The 19,591-nt window shown below is 72.4% G+C and carries 14 protein-coding genes; 6 read left to right on the top strand and 8 right to left on the bottom strand.

What is annotated here, in order from left to right:
- Positions 1–48: 48 nt before the first annotated feature.
- From ACF07B_RS02790 to ACF07B_RS02780, 3 genes are all read left to right on the top strand, one after another.
- Positions 49–1,503 (top strand): FGGY family carbohydrate kinase, encoded by a 1,455-nt coding sequence (locus tag ACF07B_RS02790; protein ID WP_362402617.1) that lies wholly within the window; start codon positions 49–51, stop codon positions 1,501–1,503.
- Between the two features lie 169 nt (positions 1,504–1,672).
- Positions 1,673–3,406 (top strand): ABC transporter ATP-binding protein, encoded by a 1,734-nt coding sequence (locus ACF07B_RS02785; protein ID WP_392177509.1) that lies wholly within the window; start codon positions 1,673–1,675, stop codon positions 3,404–3,406.
- Positions 3,406–5,334, top strand: coding sequence for an ABC transporter ATP-binding protein (locus tag ACF07B_RS02780; protein WP_392177508.1), 1,929 nt, complete (start codon positions 3,406–3,408; stop codon positions 5,332–5,334). Before ACF07B_RS02785 ends, ACF07B_RS02780 begins: the two co-directional genes overlap by 1 nt.
- A gap of 117 nt (positions 5,335–5,451) precedes the next feature.
- Here ACF07B_RS02780 and ACF07B_RS02775 read toward each other — a convergent pair whose 3' ends face one another.
- The 5 genes from ACF07B_RS02775 to ACF07B_RS02755 all read right to left on the bottom strand — a co-directional run bounded on the left by ACF07B_RS02775 (position 5,452) and on the right by ACF07B_RS02755 (position 12,865).
- Positions 5,452–6,768: an RNA polymerase sigma factor gene (locus tag ACF07B_RS02775; RefSeq protein ID WP_384233535.1), complete on the bottom strand. Its 1,317-nt coding sequence runs from the start codon at positions 6,766–6,768 to the stop codon at positions 5,452–5,454.
- A 225-nt stretch (positions 6,769–6,993) separates the two neighbouring features.
- Complete coding sequence (gene dnaG / locus ACF07B_RS02770) at positions 6,994–8,898, bottom strand: DNA primase (protein WP_392177507.1); 1,905 nt, start codon at positions 8,896–8,898, stop codon at positions 6,994–6,996.
- A 144-nt stretch (positions 8,899–9,042) separates the two neighbouring features.
- The gene (locus ACF07B_RS02765; protein ID WP_369482115.1) at positions 9,043–10,308 is read right to left on the bottom strand and encodes an NAD(P)/FAD-dependent oxidoreductase; all 1,266 of its coding nucleotides are present in this window, start codon (positions 10,306–10,308) and stop codon (positions 9,043–9,045) included.
- Between the two features lie 93 nt (positions 10,309–10,401).
- Complete coding sequence (locus ACF07B_RS02760) at positions 10,402–11,862, bottom strand: deoxyguanosinetriphosphate triphosphohydrolase (RefSeq protein WP_392177506.1); 1,461 nt, start codon at positions 11,860–11,862, stop codon at positions 10,402–10,404.
- A gap of 82 nt (positions 11,863–11,944) precedes the next feature.
- A complete protein-coding gene (locus tag ACF07B_RS02755; RefSeq protein ID WP_369482113.1) occupies positions 11,945–12,865 on the bottom strand; it encodes a sirohydrochlorin chelatase in 921 nt (306 codons plus the stop codon).
- A gap of 283 nt (positions 12,866–13,148) precedes the next feature.
- On the opposite strand from ACF07B_RS02755, the gene ACF07B_RS02750 reads away from it, so the two are divergent.
- Together ACF07B_RS02750 and ACF07B_RS02745 are read left to right on the top strand one after the other, a co-directional pair.
- Positions 13,149–13,862: a vancomycin high temperature exclusion protein gene (locus ACF07B_RS02750; protein WP_369482141.1), complete on the top strand. Its 714-nt coding sequence runs from the start codon at positions 13,149–13,151 to the stop codon at positions 13,860–13,862.
- Between the two features lie 109 nt (positions 13,863–13,971).
- Positions 13,972–16,293 (top strand): molybdopterin oxidoreductase family protein, encoded by a 2,322-nt coding sequence (locus ACF07B_RS02745; protein WP_392177505.1) that lies wholly within the window; start codon positions 13,972–13,974, stop codon positions 16,291–16,293.
- Positions 16,294–16,378: 85 nt separating this feature from the next.
- Here ACF07B_RS02745 and ACF07B_RS02740 read toward each other — a convergent pair whose 3' ends face one another.
- The 3 genes from ACF07B_RS02740 to cutA form a co-directional block, all read right to left on the bottom strand.
- Positions 16,379–16,558: a hypothetical protein gene (locus tag ACF07B_RS02740; protein WP_392177504.1), complete on the bottom strand. Its 180-nt coding sequence runs from the start codon at positions 16,556–16,558 to the stop codon at positions 16,379–16,381.
- 246 nt (positions 16,559–16,804) lie between these two features.
- A complete protein-coding gene (locus ACF07B_RS02735) occupies positions 16,805–17,284 on the bottom strand; it encodes a gamma-glutamylcyclotransferase (protein WP_392177503.1) in 480 nt (159 codons plus the stop codon).
- Positions 17,281–17,607: a divalent-cation tolerance protein CutA gene (gene cutA, locus ACF07B_RS02730; RefSeq protein WP_369482109.1), complete on the bottom strand. Its 327-nt coding sequence runs from the start codon at positions 17,605–17,607 to the stop codon at positions 17,281–17,283. The genes ACF07B_RS02735 and cutA overlap by 4 nt, the downstream gene beginning before the upstream one ends.
- A gap of 175 nt (positions 17,608–17,782) precedes the next feature.
- On the opposite strand from cutA, the gene ACF07B_RS02725 reads away from it, so the two are divergent.
- Positions 17,783–19,426 (top strand): M4 family metallopeptidase, encoded by a 1,644-nt coding sequence (locus ACF07B_RS02725; RefSeq protein WP_392177502.1) that lies wholly within the window; start codon positions 17,783–17,785, stop codon positions 19,424–19,426.
- Positions 19,427–19,591 lie beyond the last annotated feature (165 nt).

Below are 19,591 nucleotides of genomic sequence, written 5' to 3'. Positions count from 1 at the left end.
GGGGCGGCCCGGCGCCACCGGCTCCCGCCGTACGGCAGAATTCCCGCCATGGGGATAGTCGCCGGGCTGGACAGTGCGCCCGATTTCACTCGCATCGTCGTCTGCGATTCAGACACGGGTGCCGTGCTGAGGCAGGGCTATGCGCCGCATCCGGTCGACAGCGGCGAGGGTGGCGGCCGTCCTTCCGACGTGGACCCGCAGGCCTGGCTGCTGTCCCTGGGCGAGGCCGCGGGGGGCGGGCTGCTCGAAGGCGTCCAGGCCATCGGCGTGTCCGCCCAGCAGAACGGGCTCGTCCCGCTGGACCCGCAGGGCAACACCGTGCGCCCCGCGATGGTCGGCGGCGACAAGCGGGCACAGGTCTCGGCGGCCGATCTGATCGACGCGCTCGGCGGTCGTGAGGCGTGGGCGCAGGCGGTGGGCAGTGTCCCGCAGGCCGCGCAGCCGGTGACCAAGCTGCGCTGGCTGAGCAAGACCGAACCCGAGGCCGCCCGGCGCACCAGCATGCTGCTCCAGGCCCACGACTGGCTGGTGTGGCAGCTCCTCGGACGGCCCGTGCGCAGGACCACGGACCGGGGCGGCGCCTCGGCGACCGGGTACTGGTCGGCGGCGACCGGCGCGTACCGGCAGGACCTCGTCGAACTGGCCCTCGGGCACCAGGCCGGACTGCCGGACGTGCTCGGCCCCTCCGAGGCCGCGGGGACCACGCCCGAGGGCCTGCTGATATCCGCCGGGACCGGCGAGACCATGGCGGCGGCGTTCGGGCTCGGCATCGGGCTCGGCGACGCGGTGGTGTCGCTGGGCGCCTCGGGCTCCGTGATGGCGGTCCACGTCGAGGCGCTCGCGGACTCCACCGGCATGATCACCTCCCTGGCGGACGCGACCGGCATGCACCTTCCGGTCGTCACCACGCTCAACGCCGTACGGGCCCTGCGCGGGGCCGCGGAGCTCCTCGGCGTGCCCGACCTGGAGGGACTGTCCGAGCTGGCGATGAAGTCGACGCCGGGCTCGCACGGGCTCGTCCTGCTGCCGTACCTGGAGGGCGAGCGGACGCCGAACCTGCCGCACACGGCGGGAACGCTGGCCGGCCTGCGCCGGGAGTCGATGAAGGCCGAGCACCTGGCACGTGCGGCCTTCGAGGGCATGCTGTGCGGGCTCGCCGACGCGCTGGACGTCCTGCGCGGCCGGGGTGTCGACGTACGCCGGATCTTCCTGCTCGGCCAGGCCGCCGAGCTGCCCGCCGTCCAGGCCATGGCGCCCGCGCTGTTCGGCGCCCAGGTCGTCGTACCGCAGCCCGCGGACTACGCGGCGCTCGGTGCCGCCCGCCAGGCCGCCTGGGCCCTCGGCGTCGCCCGGGGCACCCTCGACCCGCGGACCCCGCCCGTGTGGCAGGGTCCGGTCGCCCAGGTGCTGGAGCCCGGTGACGACCTCGCCGTCGGACAGGCCGTACGGCAGCAGTACGTCACCGTGCGCGAACAGACACATCCCGGGGCGTTCCGGGCGTAACCCCTCCGAGGGCGTACGACCGAAGGCGGAGGCGGAGTCCATTTTTGGACCGCACTTGGGTTAATCGGTTGAGGTAACGCGGGGGGAGTGTCCGACGATAGGGGGTGGTGCGTGCACCATGCACAGCCCGTCGGTCACCCCCGCCGTCCACGATTCCGAGAGACCCCGCGTGCTCATACGACTCCTGCGGACCCACCTCAGTCCGTACAAGAAACCCATCGCCCTGCTGGTGCTGCTGCAGTTCCTGCAGACCTGCGCCACGCTCTACCTGCCCACCCTCAACGCGCACATCATCGACAACGGTGTCGTGAAGGGGGACACGGGTTACATCCTGACCTTCGGCGCCCTGATGATCGGCATCTCGCTGACCCAGGTCGTCTGCAACATCGGGGCCGTCTACTACGGAGCCCGTACGGCGTCCGCGGTGGGCCGGGACATCCGGGGTGCCGTCTTCGACCGCGTGCAGTCGTTCTCCGCACGTGAGATGGGCCACTTCGGCGCGCCGTCGCTGATCACCCGCACCACCAATGACGTCCAGCAGGTGCAGATGCTCGCGCTGATGACGTTCACCCTGCTGGTGTCGGCGCCGATCATGTGTGTGGGCGGCATCGTCCTGGCCCTCGGCCTGGACGTGCCGCTGTCCGCGGTGCTCGTCGCCGTGGTCCCGACGCTCGGCATCTGCGTGACGCTCATCGTGCGCCGGCTGCGCCCGCTGTTCCGCACCATGCAGGTACGCCTGGACACCGTGAACCGGGTGCTGCGCGAGCAGATCACCGGCAACCGCGTGATCCGCGCGTTCGTGCGCGACGGCTACGAGAAGGACCGCTTCAAGGGCGCCAACACCGACCTCACGGAGACGTCCCTGGCCACCGGCCGGATGCTGGCCCTGATGTTCCCGATCGTCATGACGGTGGTGAACCTGTCGTCCATCGCGGTGGTCTGGTTCGGTGCCCACCGCATCGACAGCGGCGGTATGCAGATCGGCGATCTGACCGCGTTCCTGGCCTACCTCATGCAGATCGTGATGTCCGTGATGATGGCCACCTTCATGTTCATGATGGTGCCGCGCGCGGAGGTCTGCGCGGAGCGCATCCAGGAGGTCCTGGGCACCGAGAGCAGTGTGGTCCCGCCCGTCGCGCCCGTCCTGGAGCTGCGCCGGCACGGCCACCTGGAGATCCGCGCGGCCGGGTTCCGCTACCCGGGCGCCGAGGAGCCGGTCCTGCGGTCCGTCGACCTGGTCGCGCGGCCCGGTGAGGTCACCGCGGTCATCGGTTCGACCGGCAGCGGCAAATCGACGCTGCTCGGCATGATCCCCCGCCTGTTCGACGCCACCGACGGCCAGGTGCTCGTCGACGGCGTGGACGTCGCGACCATCGACCCGAAGCTGCTGGCCAGGACGGTCGGACTGGTCCCGCAGAAGCCCTACCTGTTCGCGGGGACGGTCGCCACGAACCTGCGGTACGGCAACCCGGAGGCGAGTGACGAGGAGCTGTGGCACGCGCTGGAGGTGGCGCAGGCCAAGGGCTTCGTGGAACAGCTCGAGAACGGGCTGGACTCGCCGATCGCGCAGGGCGGCACGAACGTGTCCGGCGGCCAGCGCCAGCGCCTGGCGATCGCCCGCACCCTGGTGCAGCGCCCCGAGATCTACCTGTTCGACGACTCCTTCTCGGCCCTCGACTACGCGACCGACGCGGCGTTGCGCGCGGCCCTCACCGCGGAGACCGCGGAGGCGACCGTGGTGATCGTCGCCCAGCGGGTGTCGACCATCAGGGAGGCCGACCGGATCGTGGTCCTCGACGAGGGCCGGGTCGTCGGCACCGGACGCCACCACGAACTCATGGCGGACAACGAGACCTACCGGGAGATCGTGCTCTCCCAGCTGACGGAAGCGGAGGCCGCCTGATGGCCGGGCCTATGGGGCGCATGATGGCCGGGGGCGGCCCTGACCAGCGCTCGATGGATTTCAAGGTGTCGGGCCGACGGCTCCTCACCCACTTCAAGCCCGAGCGGGCCACGCTGTACGTGATGCTCGTCGCCGTCGTGCTGAGCGTCGGGCTCTCGGTGGTCGGCCCGAAGATCCTCGGCAGGGCCACCGACCTGGTCTTCGCGGGGATCGTCGGCCGCCAGATGCCGGCCGGGGCCACCAAGGCCCAGGCTCTCGACTCGCTGCGCGCGCACGGCAAGGGCGCCGTCGCCGACATGCTCTCGGGGACGGACTTCACTCCCGGCCAGGGCATCGACTTCGACGCCGTCGGCAGGGTCCTGCTGGTCGCGCTCGGCACGTTCCTGCTGGCCGGACTGCTGATGGCGGTGGCGACGCGGCTCGTGAACCGGGCCGTCAACAAGACGGTCTACCGCATGCGCGAGGACCTCCAGGCGAAGCTGTCGCGGCTGCCGCTGTCGTACTTCGACAAGCGCCAGCGCGGTGAGGTGCTCAGCCGCGCGACGAACGACATGGACAACATCCAGCAGACCCTCCAGCAGTCGATGGGCCAGCTCGTCAACTCGCTGCTGACCATCGTGGGTGTCCTCGCGATGATGTTCTGGGTGTCGCCCCTGCTGGCGCTCGTCGCGCTGGTCACGGTGCCGCTGTCGTTCGTCGTGGCCACCCGGGTCGGCAAGCGCTCGCAGCCGCACTTCGTGCAGCAGTGGCGCACGACCGGCAAGCTCAACGCCCACATCGAGGAGATGTACACCGGCCACAACCTGGTGAAGGTGTTCGGGCGGGCGGAGGAGTCGGCGGCGCAGTTCGCCGAGCAGAACGACAAGCTGTACGAGGCCGGTTTCCGGGCGCAGTTCAACAGCGGCGTCATGCAGCCGCTGATGATGTTCGTGTCGAACCTGAACTACGTGCTGGTGGCGGTGGTCGGCGGGCTGCGGGTGGCCTCGGGCTCGCTGTCGATCGGCGACGTACAGGCGTTCATCCAGTACTCCCGCCAGTTCTCGATGCCGCTGACGCAGGTCGCGTCGATGGCGAACCTGGTGCAGTCGGGTGTCGCGTCGGCGGAGCGGATCTTCGAGGTCCTGGACGCGGACGAGCAGGAGGCGGACCCGACGGTGTCGGCCCGTCCCGAGGAGCTGCGCGGGCGCGTGGCGCTGGAGCACGTCTCCTTCCGGTACGACCCGGAGAAGCCGCTCATCGAGGATCTCTCGCTGAAGGTGGAGCCGGGCCACACGGTGGCCATCGTCGGCCCGACGGGCGCCGGCAAGACGACGCTGGTGAACCTGCTCATGCGGTTCTACGACGTCACGGGCGGCCGGATCACCCTCGACGGGGTCGATGTGACCTCCATGTCCCGGGACGACCTGCGGTCGGGGATCGGCATGGTGCTCCAGGACACCTGGCTGTTCGGGGGCACGATCGCCGACAACATCGCGTACGGGGCCTCGCGGGACGTCACCCGCGGGGAGATCGAGGAGGCGGCGCGCGCGGCGCACGCCGACCGGTTCATCCGCACGCTGCCCCAGGGCTACGACACGGTGATCGACGACGAGGGAACGGGGGTCAGCGCGGGCGAGAAGCAGCTGATCACCATCGCCCGTGCGTTCCTGTCGGACCCGGTGATCCTGGTGCTCGACGAGGCGACCAGCTCCGTCGACACCCGCACCGAGGTGCTGATCCAGAAGGCGATGGCCAAGCTGGCGCACGGGCGGACGTCGTTCGTGATCGCCCACCGTCTGTCGACCATCCGGGACGCGGACACGATCCTCGTGATGGAGGACGGGGCCATCGTGGAGCAGGGCGCCCACACGGACCTGCTGGAGTCCGACGGCGCCTACGCCCGCCTCTACCAGGCCCAGTTCGCCCAGGCGGTGGCCGAGGTCGACTGACCCACCGCATCCCGCTGAGGTGACCACCTCCTGGACCCCCGCTGGAACACCCTTCCGGCGAGAAAATCAGCCCCTCCGGCGTTCGAGGAGCGGGGGTCCGGGGGCAGCGCCCCCGGGTCAGTCCAGATAGCCCCGGAGCTGATCCGCAAAGGCATGGTCCCTGAGCTTGTTCAGGGTCTTGGACTCGATCTGCCGGATGCGCTCGCGCGTGACCCCGAAGATCCGCCCGATCTCCTCCAGCGTGCGCGGACGCCCGTCCGCCAGCCCGTACCGAAGCTGGACGACCTTGCGCTCCCGCTCACCGAGCGTGGAGAGCACCGCCTCCAGATGCTGCCGGAGCAGCAGGAACGCGGCGGACTCCACCGGAGACGTCGCGTCGCCGTCCTCGATGAGGTCACCGAGGGCCACGTCGTCCTCCTCGCCCACAGGAGCGTGCAGGGACACCGGTTCCTGGGCCAGCCGCAGGACTTCGCTCACCCGCTCGCCGGGCAGGTCGAGCTGGGCCGCGACCTCTTCGGGCGTGGGCTCGTAGCCGCGTTCCTGGAGCATCCGCCGCTGGACCCGGACGACCCGGTTGATCAGCTCGACCACGTGCACGGGGACGCGGATGGTGCGCGCCTGGTCGGCGAGGGCGCGCGACATGGCCTGCCGGATCCACCAGGTGGCGTACGTGGAGAACTTGTAGCCGCGGGCGTAGTCGAACTTCTCGACGGCCCTGATCAGGCCGAGGTTGCCCTCCTGGACCAGGTCGAGCATGGTCAGACCGCGGCCCACGTACCTCTTGGCCACGGAGACGACGAGCCGCAGGTTCGCCTCGATGAGCCGGCGCTTCGCCATCCGGCCCATGACGACGATCTTGTCGAGGTCCAGGGCGAGCTGGCTGTCCAGGTCGGGGGCGACCCGGAGCTTCTCCTCGGCGAACAGCCCGGCCTCGACGCGGCGGGCGAGGTCGACCTCCTCGGCCGCCGTGAGCAGCGGGATCCGCCCGATCTCCCGCAGATACTGGCGGAACAGGTCGGACGAGGGGCCACCCGTGTCGGCGGCGCGGGTCCGGGCCGGCTCCACCGGTTCGGGGGACTCGGTCTCCACCTCGACCTCCGCCTCCGCCTCCGTCTCCACCTCCGGAGCCTCTCCGAGGGGCTCGGGAGGGCTTTCCGGCCCGCCCTCCGGATGGTGCGCGGCACGCCGCTGCGCGGGGACCGCCCCGACGACGCCGGGGTCCGCGTCCGTGTCGGTGGTGTTGTCGGTCTGGGCGAGGGTCTGGGTCTGCACGGGGGCGACCTCCAGGAATGTCGCTGCTGAGGCGTGCGGCAGCGGTACGTCGGGGATGGGGTCGACGGCCTCGCCGATGTCCATCCCGCAGTCGTTTGGCGGAACCGCGGGGATCGGGAACCCGTCGCGTGCGGGTCGGCCGCGCTCCGAGGACTCAGGCACCGGAACCCAGTGTGGAGTACGACACATCGCTGCCACGAGGGGCGTGCGGTGACTTTTTGCGTCCGGTCCGTGACCGCGTGGTTACTGTCCAGGACGAGTGCGCAGCTCAGCGAAGACGAAACCTTCAAAGTCCGCCACGGGATTGGCATGTGCGCCGGCCGCTTCAACCGCCCGTCACGCCCCGCCGGGCCGCTCCCGGAACATCCCGAAGGCCGTCCTGCGGCCTCAGAGGGCTTCGGCGCCCCGTTCGCGCAGTGCCTGACCGTACTGCTGGAGCACCCACAACTCGTTCTGCACGGCGGCCAGCCGGGCGGGGTCGCCGCCCGCGCTGAGCCGGGACAGGGAGCCCTGGACGTCACGGATGCGGCGGTCGACGGCACGGCGGCGGACCGCGACGAGCTGGTCGCCCGCGTACGTCTCGTCGACGGTCTTGCGCAGGATCGCCTCGACGGCCAGCTCGGTGACCATCGCGCGCACCGCGTCGTCCGGGGCGGCGTCGCGGACCCGGATCAGGAATTCCTGGGGGTCCTGGACGCCGTACTCGGTGCCACCCGCGTCCATGACGGCCTGGCGCACGGCCGCGTAGGGCGGGGCGGTGAACTCGTCCATGCCGTAGGCGTCGAACGCCGGGGCGACCAACTCCGGCCGCTGGAGGGCGAGTTTGAGCAGTTCACGCTCGGTGGCGAAGACGGGGTTGCGCAGCGTGAGAGCCGGGCCGCCGCCGGTGGGCGCCTGGGTCGCGGCATAGGTCTGCTGGGGGCGGCCGCCGGCCGGGGCCGGTCCCATGCCACCTCGGTCACGGGCCCAACGGGCGAGCTGGGAAACCCTCTTGACGACGAACTGGGTGTCGAGGATGCCGAGCATGCCGGCGAGCTGCACGGCGACCTCGTGCTGCGCGCCGCTGTTCTTGATGCGGGCGACGACCGGGGCGGCCTCGTCGAGCGCGGCCGCGCGTCCGGCGGGGGTCTCCAGGTCGTAGCGCAGGACGATCTGGCGCAGCGCGAACTCGAAGAGCGGGGTGCGGGGTTCGACCAGGTCCGCGACGGCCTCGTCGCCCTTGGCCAGACGCAGCTCGCAGGGGTCCATGCCGTCGGGCGCGATGGCGATGTAGGTCTCGGCGGCGAACTTCTGGTCGTCCTCGAAGGCGCGCAGCGCGGCCTTCTGTCCGGCCGCGTCGCCGTCGAAGGTGAAGATCACCCGGGCCGAGCCGTTGTCCATCAGGAGACGGCGGAGGATCTTGATGTGGTCGCCGCCGAACGCCGTGCCGCAGGTCGCGATGGCGGTGGTGATCCCGGCCAGGTGGCAGGCCATGACGTCGGTGTAGCCCTCGACGACGACCGCCCGGCTGCTCTTGGCGATGTCCTTCTTGGCGAGGTCGATGCCGTACAGGACCTGGGACTTCCTGTAGATCGGGGTGTCGGGCGTGTTCAGGTACTTCGGTCCGTTGTCGGACTCGTACAGCTTGCGGGCGCCGAAGCCGACGACCTCGCCGCCGATGTCGCGGATCGGCCACATGAGACGGCCGCGGAAGCGGTCGATGGGGCCGCGGCGGCCCTCCTGGGCGAGGCCGGAGAGGACCAGTTCCTTGTCGGTGAAGCCCTTGCCGCGCAGATGGCGGGTGAGGTGGTCCCAGCCCTGGGGGCTGTAGCCGACTCCGAAGTGGGCGGCGGCGGCCTGGTCGAAGCCGCGCTCGGCGAGGAACGAGCGGCCCGCGTCGGCCTCGGGGCTGGTGCCGAGCTGCGCGGTGTAGAACTGGGCGGCCGCCTTGTGCGCCTCGACCAGCCGGATGCGCTCGCCGCGCTGGTGGGCGGGGTTGTACCCGCCCTCCTCGTAGCGCAGGGTGATGCCGGCCTGGGCGGCGAGGCGCTCGACCGACTCGGAGAAGGTGAGGTGGTCGACCTTCATCACGAACGTGATGGTGTCGCCGCCTTCCTGGCAGCCGAAGCAGTGGAAGAGGCCCTTGCTGGGGCTGACCTGGAACGACGGTGACTTCTCGTCGTGGAAGGGGCACAGGCCCTTGAGGTTTCCGCCGCCCGCGTTGCGCAGCTGGAGGTACTCGGACACCACGGCGTCGATCGGGACCGCGTCCCGAACCGCCTTCACGTCCTCGTCATTGATCCTGCCTGCCACGAGGTGAGTCTACGGGGCGGCGCCGACACTCCCGGGGCAGGTGGACGGCCACCGTGCCGGGGTCCGGGGCGTACCCCCGGAAATCCCCGGCACGGCGGACGGCGCGGAAGCCGCCCGGCCCGGCCCCGGAGCCGTCCGGCGGCCTCACGGGGCGAGGCTCTCCAGCGGGACGTGCGGGTCGGCGAGCGCCTCGGTGTCCACCTGGGACCGGGAGCGGATGAGCCGCTGGATGGGATCGGTGACATCCCACACGTTCACGTTCATCCCGGCGAGCAGCCGGCCCTCCTTCACCCAGAAGGCGATGAACTCCCGCTTGCCCGCGTCCCCGCGGATCACCACCTGGTCGTACGTCCCCGGGGGCGCCCAGCCCGAGTACTCCAGGCCGAGGTCGTACTGGTCGGAGAAGAAGTAGGGCACGCGGTCGTACACCGCCCCGCGGCCCAGCATCGAGCGGGCGGCGGCCGGTCCGCCGTTGAGGGCGTTGGCCCAGTGCTCGACGCGCAGCCGGGTGTCGAAGAGGCCGTGGGGGAAGGAGGCGACGTCACCGGCGGCGTACACATCGGGGTCGGAGGTGCGCAGCTGTTCGTCGACGGAGATGCCGCCGCCGTGCGCGCGGTCGGCCATCTCCAGGCCGGCGGCCTCGGCGAGGCCGGTGCGCGGGGCGGCGCCGATGGCCGCGAGGACGGCGTGCGCGGGGTGCTCCTCGCCGTCGTCGGTGCGGGCGGCCAGGACCACGCCGTCCTGGCCGACGATCTCGGTGAGCTGGGCGCCGAAATGGAAGCGGACGCCGTGCTCGCCGTGCAGTTCGGCGAAGAGCTGGCCCAGCTCGGGACCGAGGACGTTGTGCAGGGGGGTCTCCGCCGGTTCGACGACGGTGACCTCCGCGCCGTACTCGCGGGCCGCGGCGGCGACCTCCAGGCCGATCCAGCCGGCTCCGGCGATCACGAGGTGGCCGTTGTCCCGGCCCAGCGCGGCGAGGGCGCCCTTGAGGCGTTCGGCGTGGGCGAGGCGGCGCAGGTGGTGGACGCCCAGGAGGCCCGTGCCCGGGATGTCGAGGCGGCGCGGCTCGGCACCGGTCACGATGAGCAGTTTGTCGTAGTGGACGAGGGTGCCGTCGTCACCGAAGCGGACGGTCCTGGCCGCGCGGTCGATCGCGTCGACGGTCTGGCCGAGGTGCAGCTCGATGTCGTTCTGCGCGTACCACGCGGGTTCGTGCACGAAGACGCTGTCGCGCCCCTCTTTGCCGAGGAGGTAGCCCTTGGACAGCGGCGGACGTTCGTAGGGGTGGTCGCGCTCGTCGCAGATCAGTATCACGCGGCCGGTGAAGCCCTCCGCTCGGAGCGTCTCGGCCGCCTTGGCGCCTGCCAGGCCTCCTCCGACGATGACGAATGTCTGATCCGCGTCGACCACTTGATGCCTCCTCGTAAGGATGTCGCCATGTGCGAGCCTCCCGCACGGAGCGTGATGCGGGAAGGGGTAGTGGCCCGATCAGGCCACGCAGGGTCACACCTGTGCGCCCCCATGGGAACGCGTGGTGAGCCTGAGGTGCAGGGAACGCGCCGAGGCATCGGTGAGCGATGCGATCTGGTCCACGATCACGCGCTTGCGGGCACGGTCGTCGGCCGCGTGGTCGAACAACGCCCGGAACTGCGGATCCAGGATCTCGGGGGCGCGGGCGGTGAGCGCCTCGGCCAGTTCGGCGACGACGACCCGCTGGTCGGCGCGGAGCAGTTCCTGCTCCGCGCGCTGCATCACGTAGCGGTCGGCGACCGCCTTGATGACGGCGCACTCCAGCCTGGCGGCCCGCGGGACGACGAGTTCCGCCGCGTACCGGGTGAGGCGTCCGCTGCCGTACCGGGCGCGGGTGGCGCCCTCCGCGGCCAGGCAGAATCGGCCGATGAGCTGGCTGGTGGCGTCCTTCAGGCGGGCCTGCGCGACGGCCGATCCGTCGTACCCGTGCGGCCACCACTCCTGGCATAGGAGCCGGTCGAGGGCCTCGGCCAGCTCGGCGGGATCGGTGTCCCCGGGCACGTAGCGCCCGACGGCCACGGCGAAGATCTCCCGGCGTTCCGGTCCGGAATGCAGGCTGGCGGGGTCGATGTGGCCCGCGTGCAGACCGTCCTCGATGTCGTGCACCGAGTACGCGACGTCGTCGGCCCAGTCCATCACCTGGGCCTCGAAGCACGTACGGGTGCCGGGGGCGCCCTCGCGGATCCAGTCGAACACCGGCCGGTCGTCCTCGTAGACCCCGAATTTCGGCGACTTCGGATCGGTGGGACGGGCGCCTCTCGGCCACGGGTACTTGGTGGCGGCGTCGAGGGCGGCGCGGGTGAGGTTGAGGCCGACGCTGACGAGGTCGTCGCCCGCGTCGGCGGCGGCCGAGGTGACCATGTGGCTGCGCACGAAGCGCTTGGGCTCGATCCGGGTGAGCAGGCGCAGCGACTGGGCGTTGCCCTCGAATCCGCCGCAGTCCTCGGCGAATTCGTTGAGCGCCTGTTCGCCGTTGTGTCCGAAGGGAGGGTGGCCCAGGTCGTGCGAGAGGCAGGCCGCCTCGACCAGGTCCGGGTCGCAGCCCAGGGCGGCGCCGAGTTCGCGGCCCACCTGGGCGCACTCCAGGGAGTGGGTCAGCCGGGTGCGCGGACTGGCGTCCCACACCTGGATGGGCGCTCCGCCGGATCCGGCGGCGCCGAGCACCTGGGGAAGGGTTCCGGGCGTGACGACCTGGGTCTTGCCCGCGAGGCGGCGCAGGGCCGCGGAGTGCAGCACGCGTGCCCGGTCACGCTGGAAGGCGGTGCGGCCGGGCCGTTTGTCGGGCTCGGCGGCCCAGCGCTCGACGGCCGACGGATCGTACGCGTCGTGGGCCGTGGGGTTCTCGTGAGCCGTGTGGTTCTCGTGGGCCTGTGGTGCGGTCTCTTCGGGTGCCTGTCGCGCGGTGTCTTCGGTCCTCGGTGCCATGCCTTCCATGCACCGACAGTAGACGCAGGCGGTGACAATCGGGGCGGGGCGCCGATCGGCGCGGTGCCGGGTGCGGAGTGGAGCGCCGGGTTCAGGCCGGGATCAAGGTGCGCTCCGGGGCGGACTCGGGGGCCGCTACGGCCTGGTCGTAGCGGTGCAGGACGAGGCGGGCCATCGCCGGGTGGTCGCCCAGCGGCCGGGCGCAGATCCCGGGGGCCTCCTCGGCGCACTGCGTGGCGAAGCGGCCGGGGGCGGTGAAGTACGAGGCGACGGCGATCCGGTGGCGGCCCCGGGCGGCCAGCGAGCGCACGGCGGCGGGGACGGTGGGCGCGGCGGCGGAGGCGTAGGCCGGGACGACCGGGACGCCGAGGCGTTCGGCGAGGAGCTGGGCGGTGCGGCGCGTGTCGGCGGCCGAGTCCGGGGCGCGGGACCCGGCGGACGCGAGGACGACGGCGCTCGCGCGGCGGGCCGCGTCGCTCATCCGCGTGCGCCATCCGGCCTCCACGAGACGGGCGTAGAGGGTCTCCACGAGCAGCGGGTGCGGACCGAGCGGGCCGGCGACACGGGCGTTCAGACCGGGGACGGCGGCGGCCGTCCCGGGAATGTCGCGCCGGACGTGGTAGCCGCGGCCGAGCAGCAGCGGTACGAGGACGGCGTCCTGCCGGCCGGCCAGGGAGGCGAGCGTGTCGCCGAGGAGGGGCTCGTTCAGCTCGATGTGGCCCAGGTGCACGGGCAGGTGCGGGCGCAGCTCGCGGACGCGTTCCATCAGGGTCCGTACGGTGGCGAGCGCGCGCGGGTCACGGCTGCCGTGGGCGACCAGGACCAGGGCGGGCGGCGGCGGACGGCGGGTGCCGTCGGGCGAGACGAGGGCGAGCCGGCTGCCGAGCTGCCCGGCGATCCGGTTCAGGAGCTGCGCCGTGCTGCCGAGGTGGCCTTCGAGGCCGGCGCCGCGGGGCGGCGGGCCGCCGAGGCCGTGGGAGAACGCGTCGCGAGCGGGGTTCGAGGCCGTCATACGTCGATCCTGGCGGGAGGAAGTTGCCGGGCCGTTGCGTGGGCATGTCGGTCGTTTTCCAGCGGTTCACCGCACGGCGGCGGTGCGGTGTGAGGGCCTCCACCTGCGGCTCTCTCCTGCCGGACGGCCCAGGTCGGGACATCCGGGCGAACCGAACGGCCTTACGATGCGTCTTCATCTGCTGAACGGGCACGCGGGACCCGGCGCGGGACCCGGCGCCTGCCCTCCCGGGGACACGGGCCCGCGCGCCGTCGCGAGTGACGACACCTGGGGGACATCGATCATGCCGCGTCTGCCGCGCCCGAAGCGCCCGAGCTTCCGCAGGCCCCGTCTGCCGCGCCTGCCGCGTACGCGCAAGGGGCAACGGCGGGCCGTGCAGGCGCTGATGCTCCTGTGCGTGCTGGCGCTGCTCCCGGCGGCCTGGCTGCACGTGTCCACGGGTGACCGGCTGCGGACGACGGCGGACGCCCCGCGCACCGACGTCGCGATCGTGTTCGGCGCGGGCCTGTGGGACGGCGAACCGTCCCCGTATCTCGCCCACCGCCTGGACGCCGCCGCGAAGCTGTACCGGGCCGGCCGGATCGAGGTCGTCCTCGTCACCGGCGACAACAGCCGCGAGGACTACGACGAGCCCGACGCGATGCGCGCCTACCTCACCGCGCACGGGGTGCCCGGCCGGCGGATCGTCAGCGACTACGCCGGCTTCGACACCTGGGACTCCTGTGTCCGGGCCCGGAAGATCTTCGGTGTCCACGAGGCCGTCCTGATCAGCCAGGACTTCCACATCCGCCGGGCTCTCGCCCTGTGCCGGGCGGCGGGGGTGCGCTCGTACGGCATCGGCGTGGCCGCCAAGCACGACGCCACCTGGTACTACGGCAACACGCGGGAGATCTTCGCGGCGGGCAAGGCCGCGCTGGACGCGGTGTTCGAGCCGGATCCGCATTTCCTCGGCCCGAAGGAGCACGGGGTGACCCGGGCCCTGGCGGCGGCCCCCTGACGAGCGCGGGAGACCTCACCGCGTGCCCGGCGCCGCCGGGAGGTCTCCGCACCGGCCGTGTAACGCCCGCCTCCCCGGCGCGTAACACGTCCGCCGCAGGCTGGGGGCCATGACGGCCTCCGTGACGCCCACCCACTGCCCGTACTGCGCCCTGCAGTGCGGGATGAACCTGACGCCCGCGCCGGGCGGAGGCGTCGCGGTGACCGAGCGCGCGGACTTCCCGGTGAACCGGGGCGCGCTGTGCGGCAAGGGACGCACGGCGCCCGCGCTGCTGTCGTCCCGGGTGCGGCTCACCTCGCCGCTCGTGCGCACCGGGGGCGTCCTGCGGCCCGCGGGCTGGGACGAGGCCCTGTCCCGGATCGCCGGGGGCCTGGCCCGCACGCGCGCGGACCACGGGCCGGACGCCTGCGGGGTGTTCGGCGGCGGCGGACTGACGAACGAGAAGGCCTACGCCCTCGGGAAGTTCGCCCGCGTCGTCCTCGGCACCTCTCAGATCGACTACAACGGCCGCTTCTGCATGTCGTCCGCGGCGGCGGCCGGCCTCAGGGCCTTCGGCCTCGACCGGGGGCTGCCCTTTCCGCTGGAGGACGTTCCGCGGACCGGATGTGTGATCCTCGTCGGCTCCAACCTCGCCGAGACGATGCCGCCCGCGCTGCGGTTCGTCACCGAGCTGAGGGAGAACGGCGGCACCCTGATCGTCATCGACCCGCGCCGCACCCGCACGGCCGAACAGGCGGACCTGCACCTGGCGCCGCGCCCGGGGACGGATCTGGCGCTCGCGCTCGGGATGCTGCATCTGGTCGTCGCCGAGGGGCGTACGGACGAGGAGTACATCCGGGACCGGACGAGCGGCTGGGAGGAGGCGCGGGCGGCGGCGATGGCGCACTGGCCGGAGTACGTGGAACGGATCACGGGGGTGTCCGTTCCACAACTCCGCGACGCCGTGCGGATGTTCTGCGAGCCCGAGAACGCGATGGTCCTGACCGCGCGCGGGCCCGAGCAGCACTCCAAGGGCACCGACACGGTGGGCGCCTGGATCAACCTGTGCCTGGCCACCGGGCGTCCGGGCCGGCCGCTGTCGGGGTACGGCTGTCTCACCGGGCAGGGCAACGGGCAGGGTGGGCGTGAACACGGCCAGAAGGCCGACCAGTTGCCCGGCTACCGCAAGCTCACCGATCCGGCCGCACGACGGCATGTGGCCGAGGTGTGGGGCGTCGACCCCGCCACGCTGCCCGGACCCGGGCGCAGCGCGTACGAGCTCCTCGACGCGATGGGGACGGACATCCGTTCCCTGCTGCTGATGGGATCGAACCCGGTGGTGTCCGCGCCCCACGCCGGGCACATCGAGGAACGTCTGAAGTCGCTGGACTTCCTCGCGGTCGCCGATGTCGTCCTCTCCGAGACCGCCGCCCTCGCGGACGTCGTCCTGCCGGTCACCCAGTGGGCCGAGGAGACCGGCACGACGACGAACCTGGAGGGCCGGGTGCTGCTCCGCCGGCGCGCGCTCAGCCCTCCCGAGGGGATCCGCAGCGATCTTGAGGTGCTGCACGGACTCGCCGCGCTCCTCGGCGTGGAGAAGGGCTTTCCCACCGACCCGGAGGAGGTCTTCGAGGAACTGCGCCGGGCGAGTGCGGGTGGCCCGGCGGACTACTCGGGGATCACCTACCGCCGGCTGGCCGAGGAGAACGGGGTGTTCTGGCCCTGCCCGGCCCAGTTGGCACCGGACGCGGGCGCGGAATCCCCCGGCGCGGGCCCAGCAACTCCGGACGCCTCCCGGAAGTCCCCGAACGGGAATCCGGCAGTCGCGGCCCCCTCAGCGGCTGGCGGCGACGGCCCGGGCCCCGGCCCTGGTCCCGGTCCCGGCTCCAGCCCCGGCTCCGGCTCCGGTCCCGGTCCCGGTCCCGGCTCTGGCCCCGGTCCCGGCTCCAGCCCCGGCTCCGGCTCCGGCTCCGGGCCAGGGCCGCACCCGGGCACGCCCCGCCTCTTCCTCGAACGGTTCGCCACCGAGGACGGCCGGGCGCGGTTCGTTCCCGTGTCGCACCGGCCCGCCGCCGAGGAGCCGGACGACGAGTACCCGGTGCTGCTGACCACCGGACGGGTGGTGGCCCAGTACCAGTCGGGGGCGCAGACCCGGCGCGTCGACGAACTGAACGCCGCCGCGCCCGGCCCGTACGTGGAGATGCATCCGCGGCTGGCCGAACGGCTCGGCGCGGCGGACGGGGACGCCGTGGCGGTGGTGTCGCGGCGCGGCCGGGCCGTCGCACCGGCCCGGCTCACGACGGCCATCCGCCCCGACACCGTGTTCATGCCCTTCCACTGGCCCGGAGAGGGCCGCGCCAACACCCTCACCAACCCGGCCCTGGATCCGGTCTCCCGGATGCCGGAGTTCAAGGCGTGCGCGGTACGGGTGGAAGCGGCGCGGGAGGACTGACGGGGTGGGCCGGCGCGGGGGCCGGCATCACCAGCGGGGCCGCTCCCGGGGGTGGGCGCGCCACCGCTCGGCTCCTCAAGGGCGCTCAGGCCTTCCGGCCCGGGCTTCCCGACGGTCCGGGTGATTCCGTCGGGCCCGGACCGGAAGGCTTGCCCCGCTCGGGGGCCTGCGCCGAGCAGGAGCTGAGCCCGATGCCCAGGGCGGCGCCGACGGCCGCCCCGCCGAGCGCGAGCAGGCGTCGTCGGTTCATGTCGCGGTCGGCCATGGCCGAACCCTAGGGCCGGGAACGGCCCCGGCTCCGGGGGCGCACGGAACGGCCACCCACACGGACGCACCTGACACCAGCGGCCACACTCCGGACCCACCCGCCCGCGCGGGGTGCGCCAGGACATCGCGAGCGCATCCCGGCCCCCGCCCACCGCACCCGTGCGCCGGACGGCGAGCACACCCCAGGTCCCGGGCCAAAACGCGGCGAGCACGCCTCAGGCCCTCCCCGCCGCACGGGCGCGCCTCAGCCGATCCCGCCCGGCGGCCCGGCTCCCCCGCCCGCCGAACCGTCCCCGTGCCAGTCCCCGTTCTCGATCAGCTTGCCGCCCGACCTCAGGCGGGCCGCCACCGCGGGCGCGGCGACGTACACCCAGGTCCGCACGACGGTGACGCCGTCCGCCCGCACGGCGTCACGTGCGACCCGTTCGTACAGGCTGCGCGCGTCGCCCGGCACGTACTCCTCCAACTCGTCGAGCTCCTCCAGGAGTCGCTCGTACGCCTCCGGCCGGGCGGTCACGATCTCGCCGCACACCGCACCCCCGGGTTCATCGACGGCGTACGGGTATCCGGGCCCCGCGTACAGCGCGAGCCCGCGCATCCGCCCCGGCTCCTCGGAACGGGTGCGGCCGCGCAGGAACAGGTCGTGGTTGTGCTCGCCGGGCCGCAGGGTGCCGTAGACGAAGAAGGGCAACTCCGCTGCGCCGAGGGGGCCGACCGGGCTCAAGGGGCCGTCTCCTCCTCCACCCAGCGCAGATAGTCCGCGCTTCCCGCCACGACCGGGGTCGCGATGATCTCGGGTGTGTCGTAGTCGTGGGCACCCAGGAGATACGCCTCCAGCGCCGGGTAGCGCGCCGCGGTCGTCTTGAACTGGATCCGCCACTCGGAGGCCGTCTCCACGGCGCCCTCCCAGCGGTAGACGGAGGTGACCGGCCCCGAGATCTGGGCACAGGCCGCGACCCGCGCCGCCACCGCCCCCCGGGCCAGCGCGTCGGCCTTCGCCGCCGCGTCCGTCGTGGTCAGGACGGCCAGGCAGGCCGGCAGTTCCATGATCGCCTCCATTGGTGAGGGTACGGAAACGATTCTCGCCGCATCCCGCACGCACCAGGTAGGCGCTATGGACATGACATGTCATGCACCTTTAAATCGGAGACAGCTCCCAGCGCCTGCCCCACAGGCCCCTCCCCCCACACGCCCTCCCCAAGGCACCTTTCCTAGGAGACCGATGAGTCGAATACGGCACATCCGAGGTTCCTCTCTCGCCACCGCCGGCGCCGTCGTGACCACGGCCACCCTGCTGGCCGCCGCGCTCGCCCCGGCCGCGAACGCCGACAGCCGGCCGACCCGGGCGACCGCGATCGAGAACGCGGCCTCGGTACTGGCGGCCCACGCCACGAACCTGGGTCTCACACCGGCTCAGCGCACGACCGTCCGGGACGTCGTCGTCGACAAGGACGGCACCCAGCACGTGCGCTACGACCGGACCTATCGCGAACTGCCCGTCCTGGGCGGCGACTTCGTGGTCCACCTGGCTCCGGACGGTTCGTACCGAGGCGCGAACCGCGCGACGGGCAAGGCCATTTCGCTGGCCGACGTCACCCCGGAACTCTCCGGAGCGAAAGCGGCCGGCCTGGCGGCGGACGCGCTGCGCGCCGCCAACCCCGGTGAGACGCTGAAGAAGGTGACGGCGAGACCGCGGCTGATCGTCGACGCCCTGCACGGAACTCCGAGGCTCACCTGGCGCACCGACGCGGTGGCCCAGGACCGGCTCGGCAACCCGGTCGCGCGCACGGTGCTGACCGACGCCCGCACCGGTGCGCGCATCGACGCGTGGGACAGCGTCGAGACGGCGACGGGCGACGGCAACTCGCTCTACAGCGGCACGGTTCCGCTGGAGACGACACAGTCCGGATCGGCGTACCAGCTGAAGGACCCGACGCGCGGGAACACGTACACGGGCGACGCGGCGAACAAGACGGACCTGTGTATCTTCGGGATCTGCATCAGCCGGGCGCCGGCGACGCTCTTCACCGACGCCGACAACCACTGGGGCACGGGCGCGACGTCGGACCGCTCCTCCGCGGCGGTGGACGCGCAGTACGGCACCGACGCGACCTGGGACTACTACAAGAACGTCCACGGCCGCAACGGCATCGCGGGCGACGGCAAGGGCTCGTACAACCGCGTCCACTACGGCAAGAACTACAACAACGCCTTCTGGGACGACAGTTGCTTCTGCATGACGTACGGCGACGGTGACGGCTCGACGTTCGGGCCGCTGGTGGCACTCGACGTCGCCGGGCACGAGATGTCGCACGGGGTGACCTCGAAGACGGCCGCGCTGACGTACTCGGGCGAGTCCGGCGGCCTGAACGAGGCGACGTCCGACATCTTCGGGACGATGGTGGAGTGGTACGCGAACAACGCCTCGGACCCCGGTGACTACCTGATCGGCGAGGAGATCGTCCGCCCCGGCTTCGGCAAACCCGCCCTCCGCTTCATGGACAAGCCCTCCAAGGACGGCAACTCGGCCGACTGCTGGAGCGGTTCGGTCGGCAACCTGGACGTCCACTACTCCTCCGGCGTCGCCAACCACTTCGCCTATCTGCTCTCGGAGGGCAGCGGGGCGAAGACCGTGGGCGGCGTCGGCTACGACTCCCCCACCTGCGACGGCTCCACGGTGTCCGGCATCGGGCACGACAAGGTGGGCAAGATCTGGTACCGCGCGCTGACGGTCTACATGACCTCGTCGACGAACTACGCGGGAGCGCGCACCGCCACGCTGAACGCGGCCAAGGACCTCTACGGAGCGGGCAGCGCCGAGTACACCGCCGTGGCGGCGGCCTGGTCGGCGGTCGCCGTGGGCTGACCCGCACCGGACGCCTTCGGGCCCCGAGGAGTCGAGAGTCGAGGAGTCTCCCCGGTCGCCGGGGGGGCGCCCCCCCCCGCGGGGGACGCCCCCCCGGCCGGGCGGGGGGGAGCGGGGGCGGCCCCCCCCGCGCCCCCCCCACCCCCCGGGACCCCACACCCACCC

Origin of the sequence: Streptomyces sp. NPDC015532 (genome assembly GCF_043078065.1) — a bacterium.
Classification (GTDB): Bacteria; Actinomycetota; Actinomycetes; order Streptomycetales; family Streptomycetaceae; genus Streptomyces.
This window is presented reverse-complemented; position numbering and strand designations above follow the sequence as displayed.

Coding starts and splice junctions, on each gene's coding strand:
- ACF07B_RS02760 (WP_392177506.1), bottom strand. CDS start 11,862: ATGGAAGGCATGGCACCGAGGACCGAAGACACCGCGCGACAGGCACCC.
- cutA (WP_369482109.1), bottom strand. CDS start 17,607: ATGGAACTGCCGGCCTGCCTGGCCGTCCTGACCACGACGGACGCGGCG.
- ACF07B_RS02780 (WP_392177508.1), top strand. CDS start 3,406: ATGGCCGGGCCTATGGGGCGCATGATGGCCGGGGGCGGCCCTGACCAG.
- ACF07B_RS02740 (WP_392177504.1), bottom strand. CDS start 16,558: ATGGCCGACCGCGACATGAACCGACGACGCCTGCTCGCGCTCGGCGGG.
- ACF07B_RS02790 (WP_362402617.1), top strand. CDS start 49: ATGGGGATAGTCGCCGGGCTGGACAGTGCGCCCGATTTCACTCGCATC.
- ACF07B_RS02725 (WP_392177502.1), top strand. CDS start 17,783: ATGAGTCGAATACGGCACATCCGAGGTTCCTCTCTCGCCACCGCCGGC.
- ACF07B_RS02745 (WP_392177505.1), top strand. CDS start 13,972: ATGACGGCCTCCGTGACGCCCACCCACTGCCCGTACTGCGCCCTGCAG.
- ACF07B_RS02755 (WP_369482113.1), bottom strand. CDS start 12,865: ATGACGGCCTCGAACCCCGCTCGCGACGCGTTCTCCCACGGCCTCGGC.
- ACF07B_RS02750 (WP_369482141.1), top strand. CDS start 13,149: ATGCCGCGTCTGCCGCGCCCGAAGCGCCCGAGCTTCCGCAGGCCCCGT.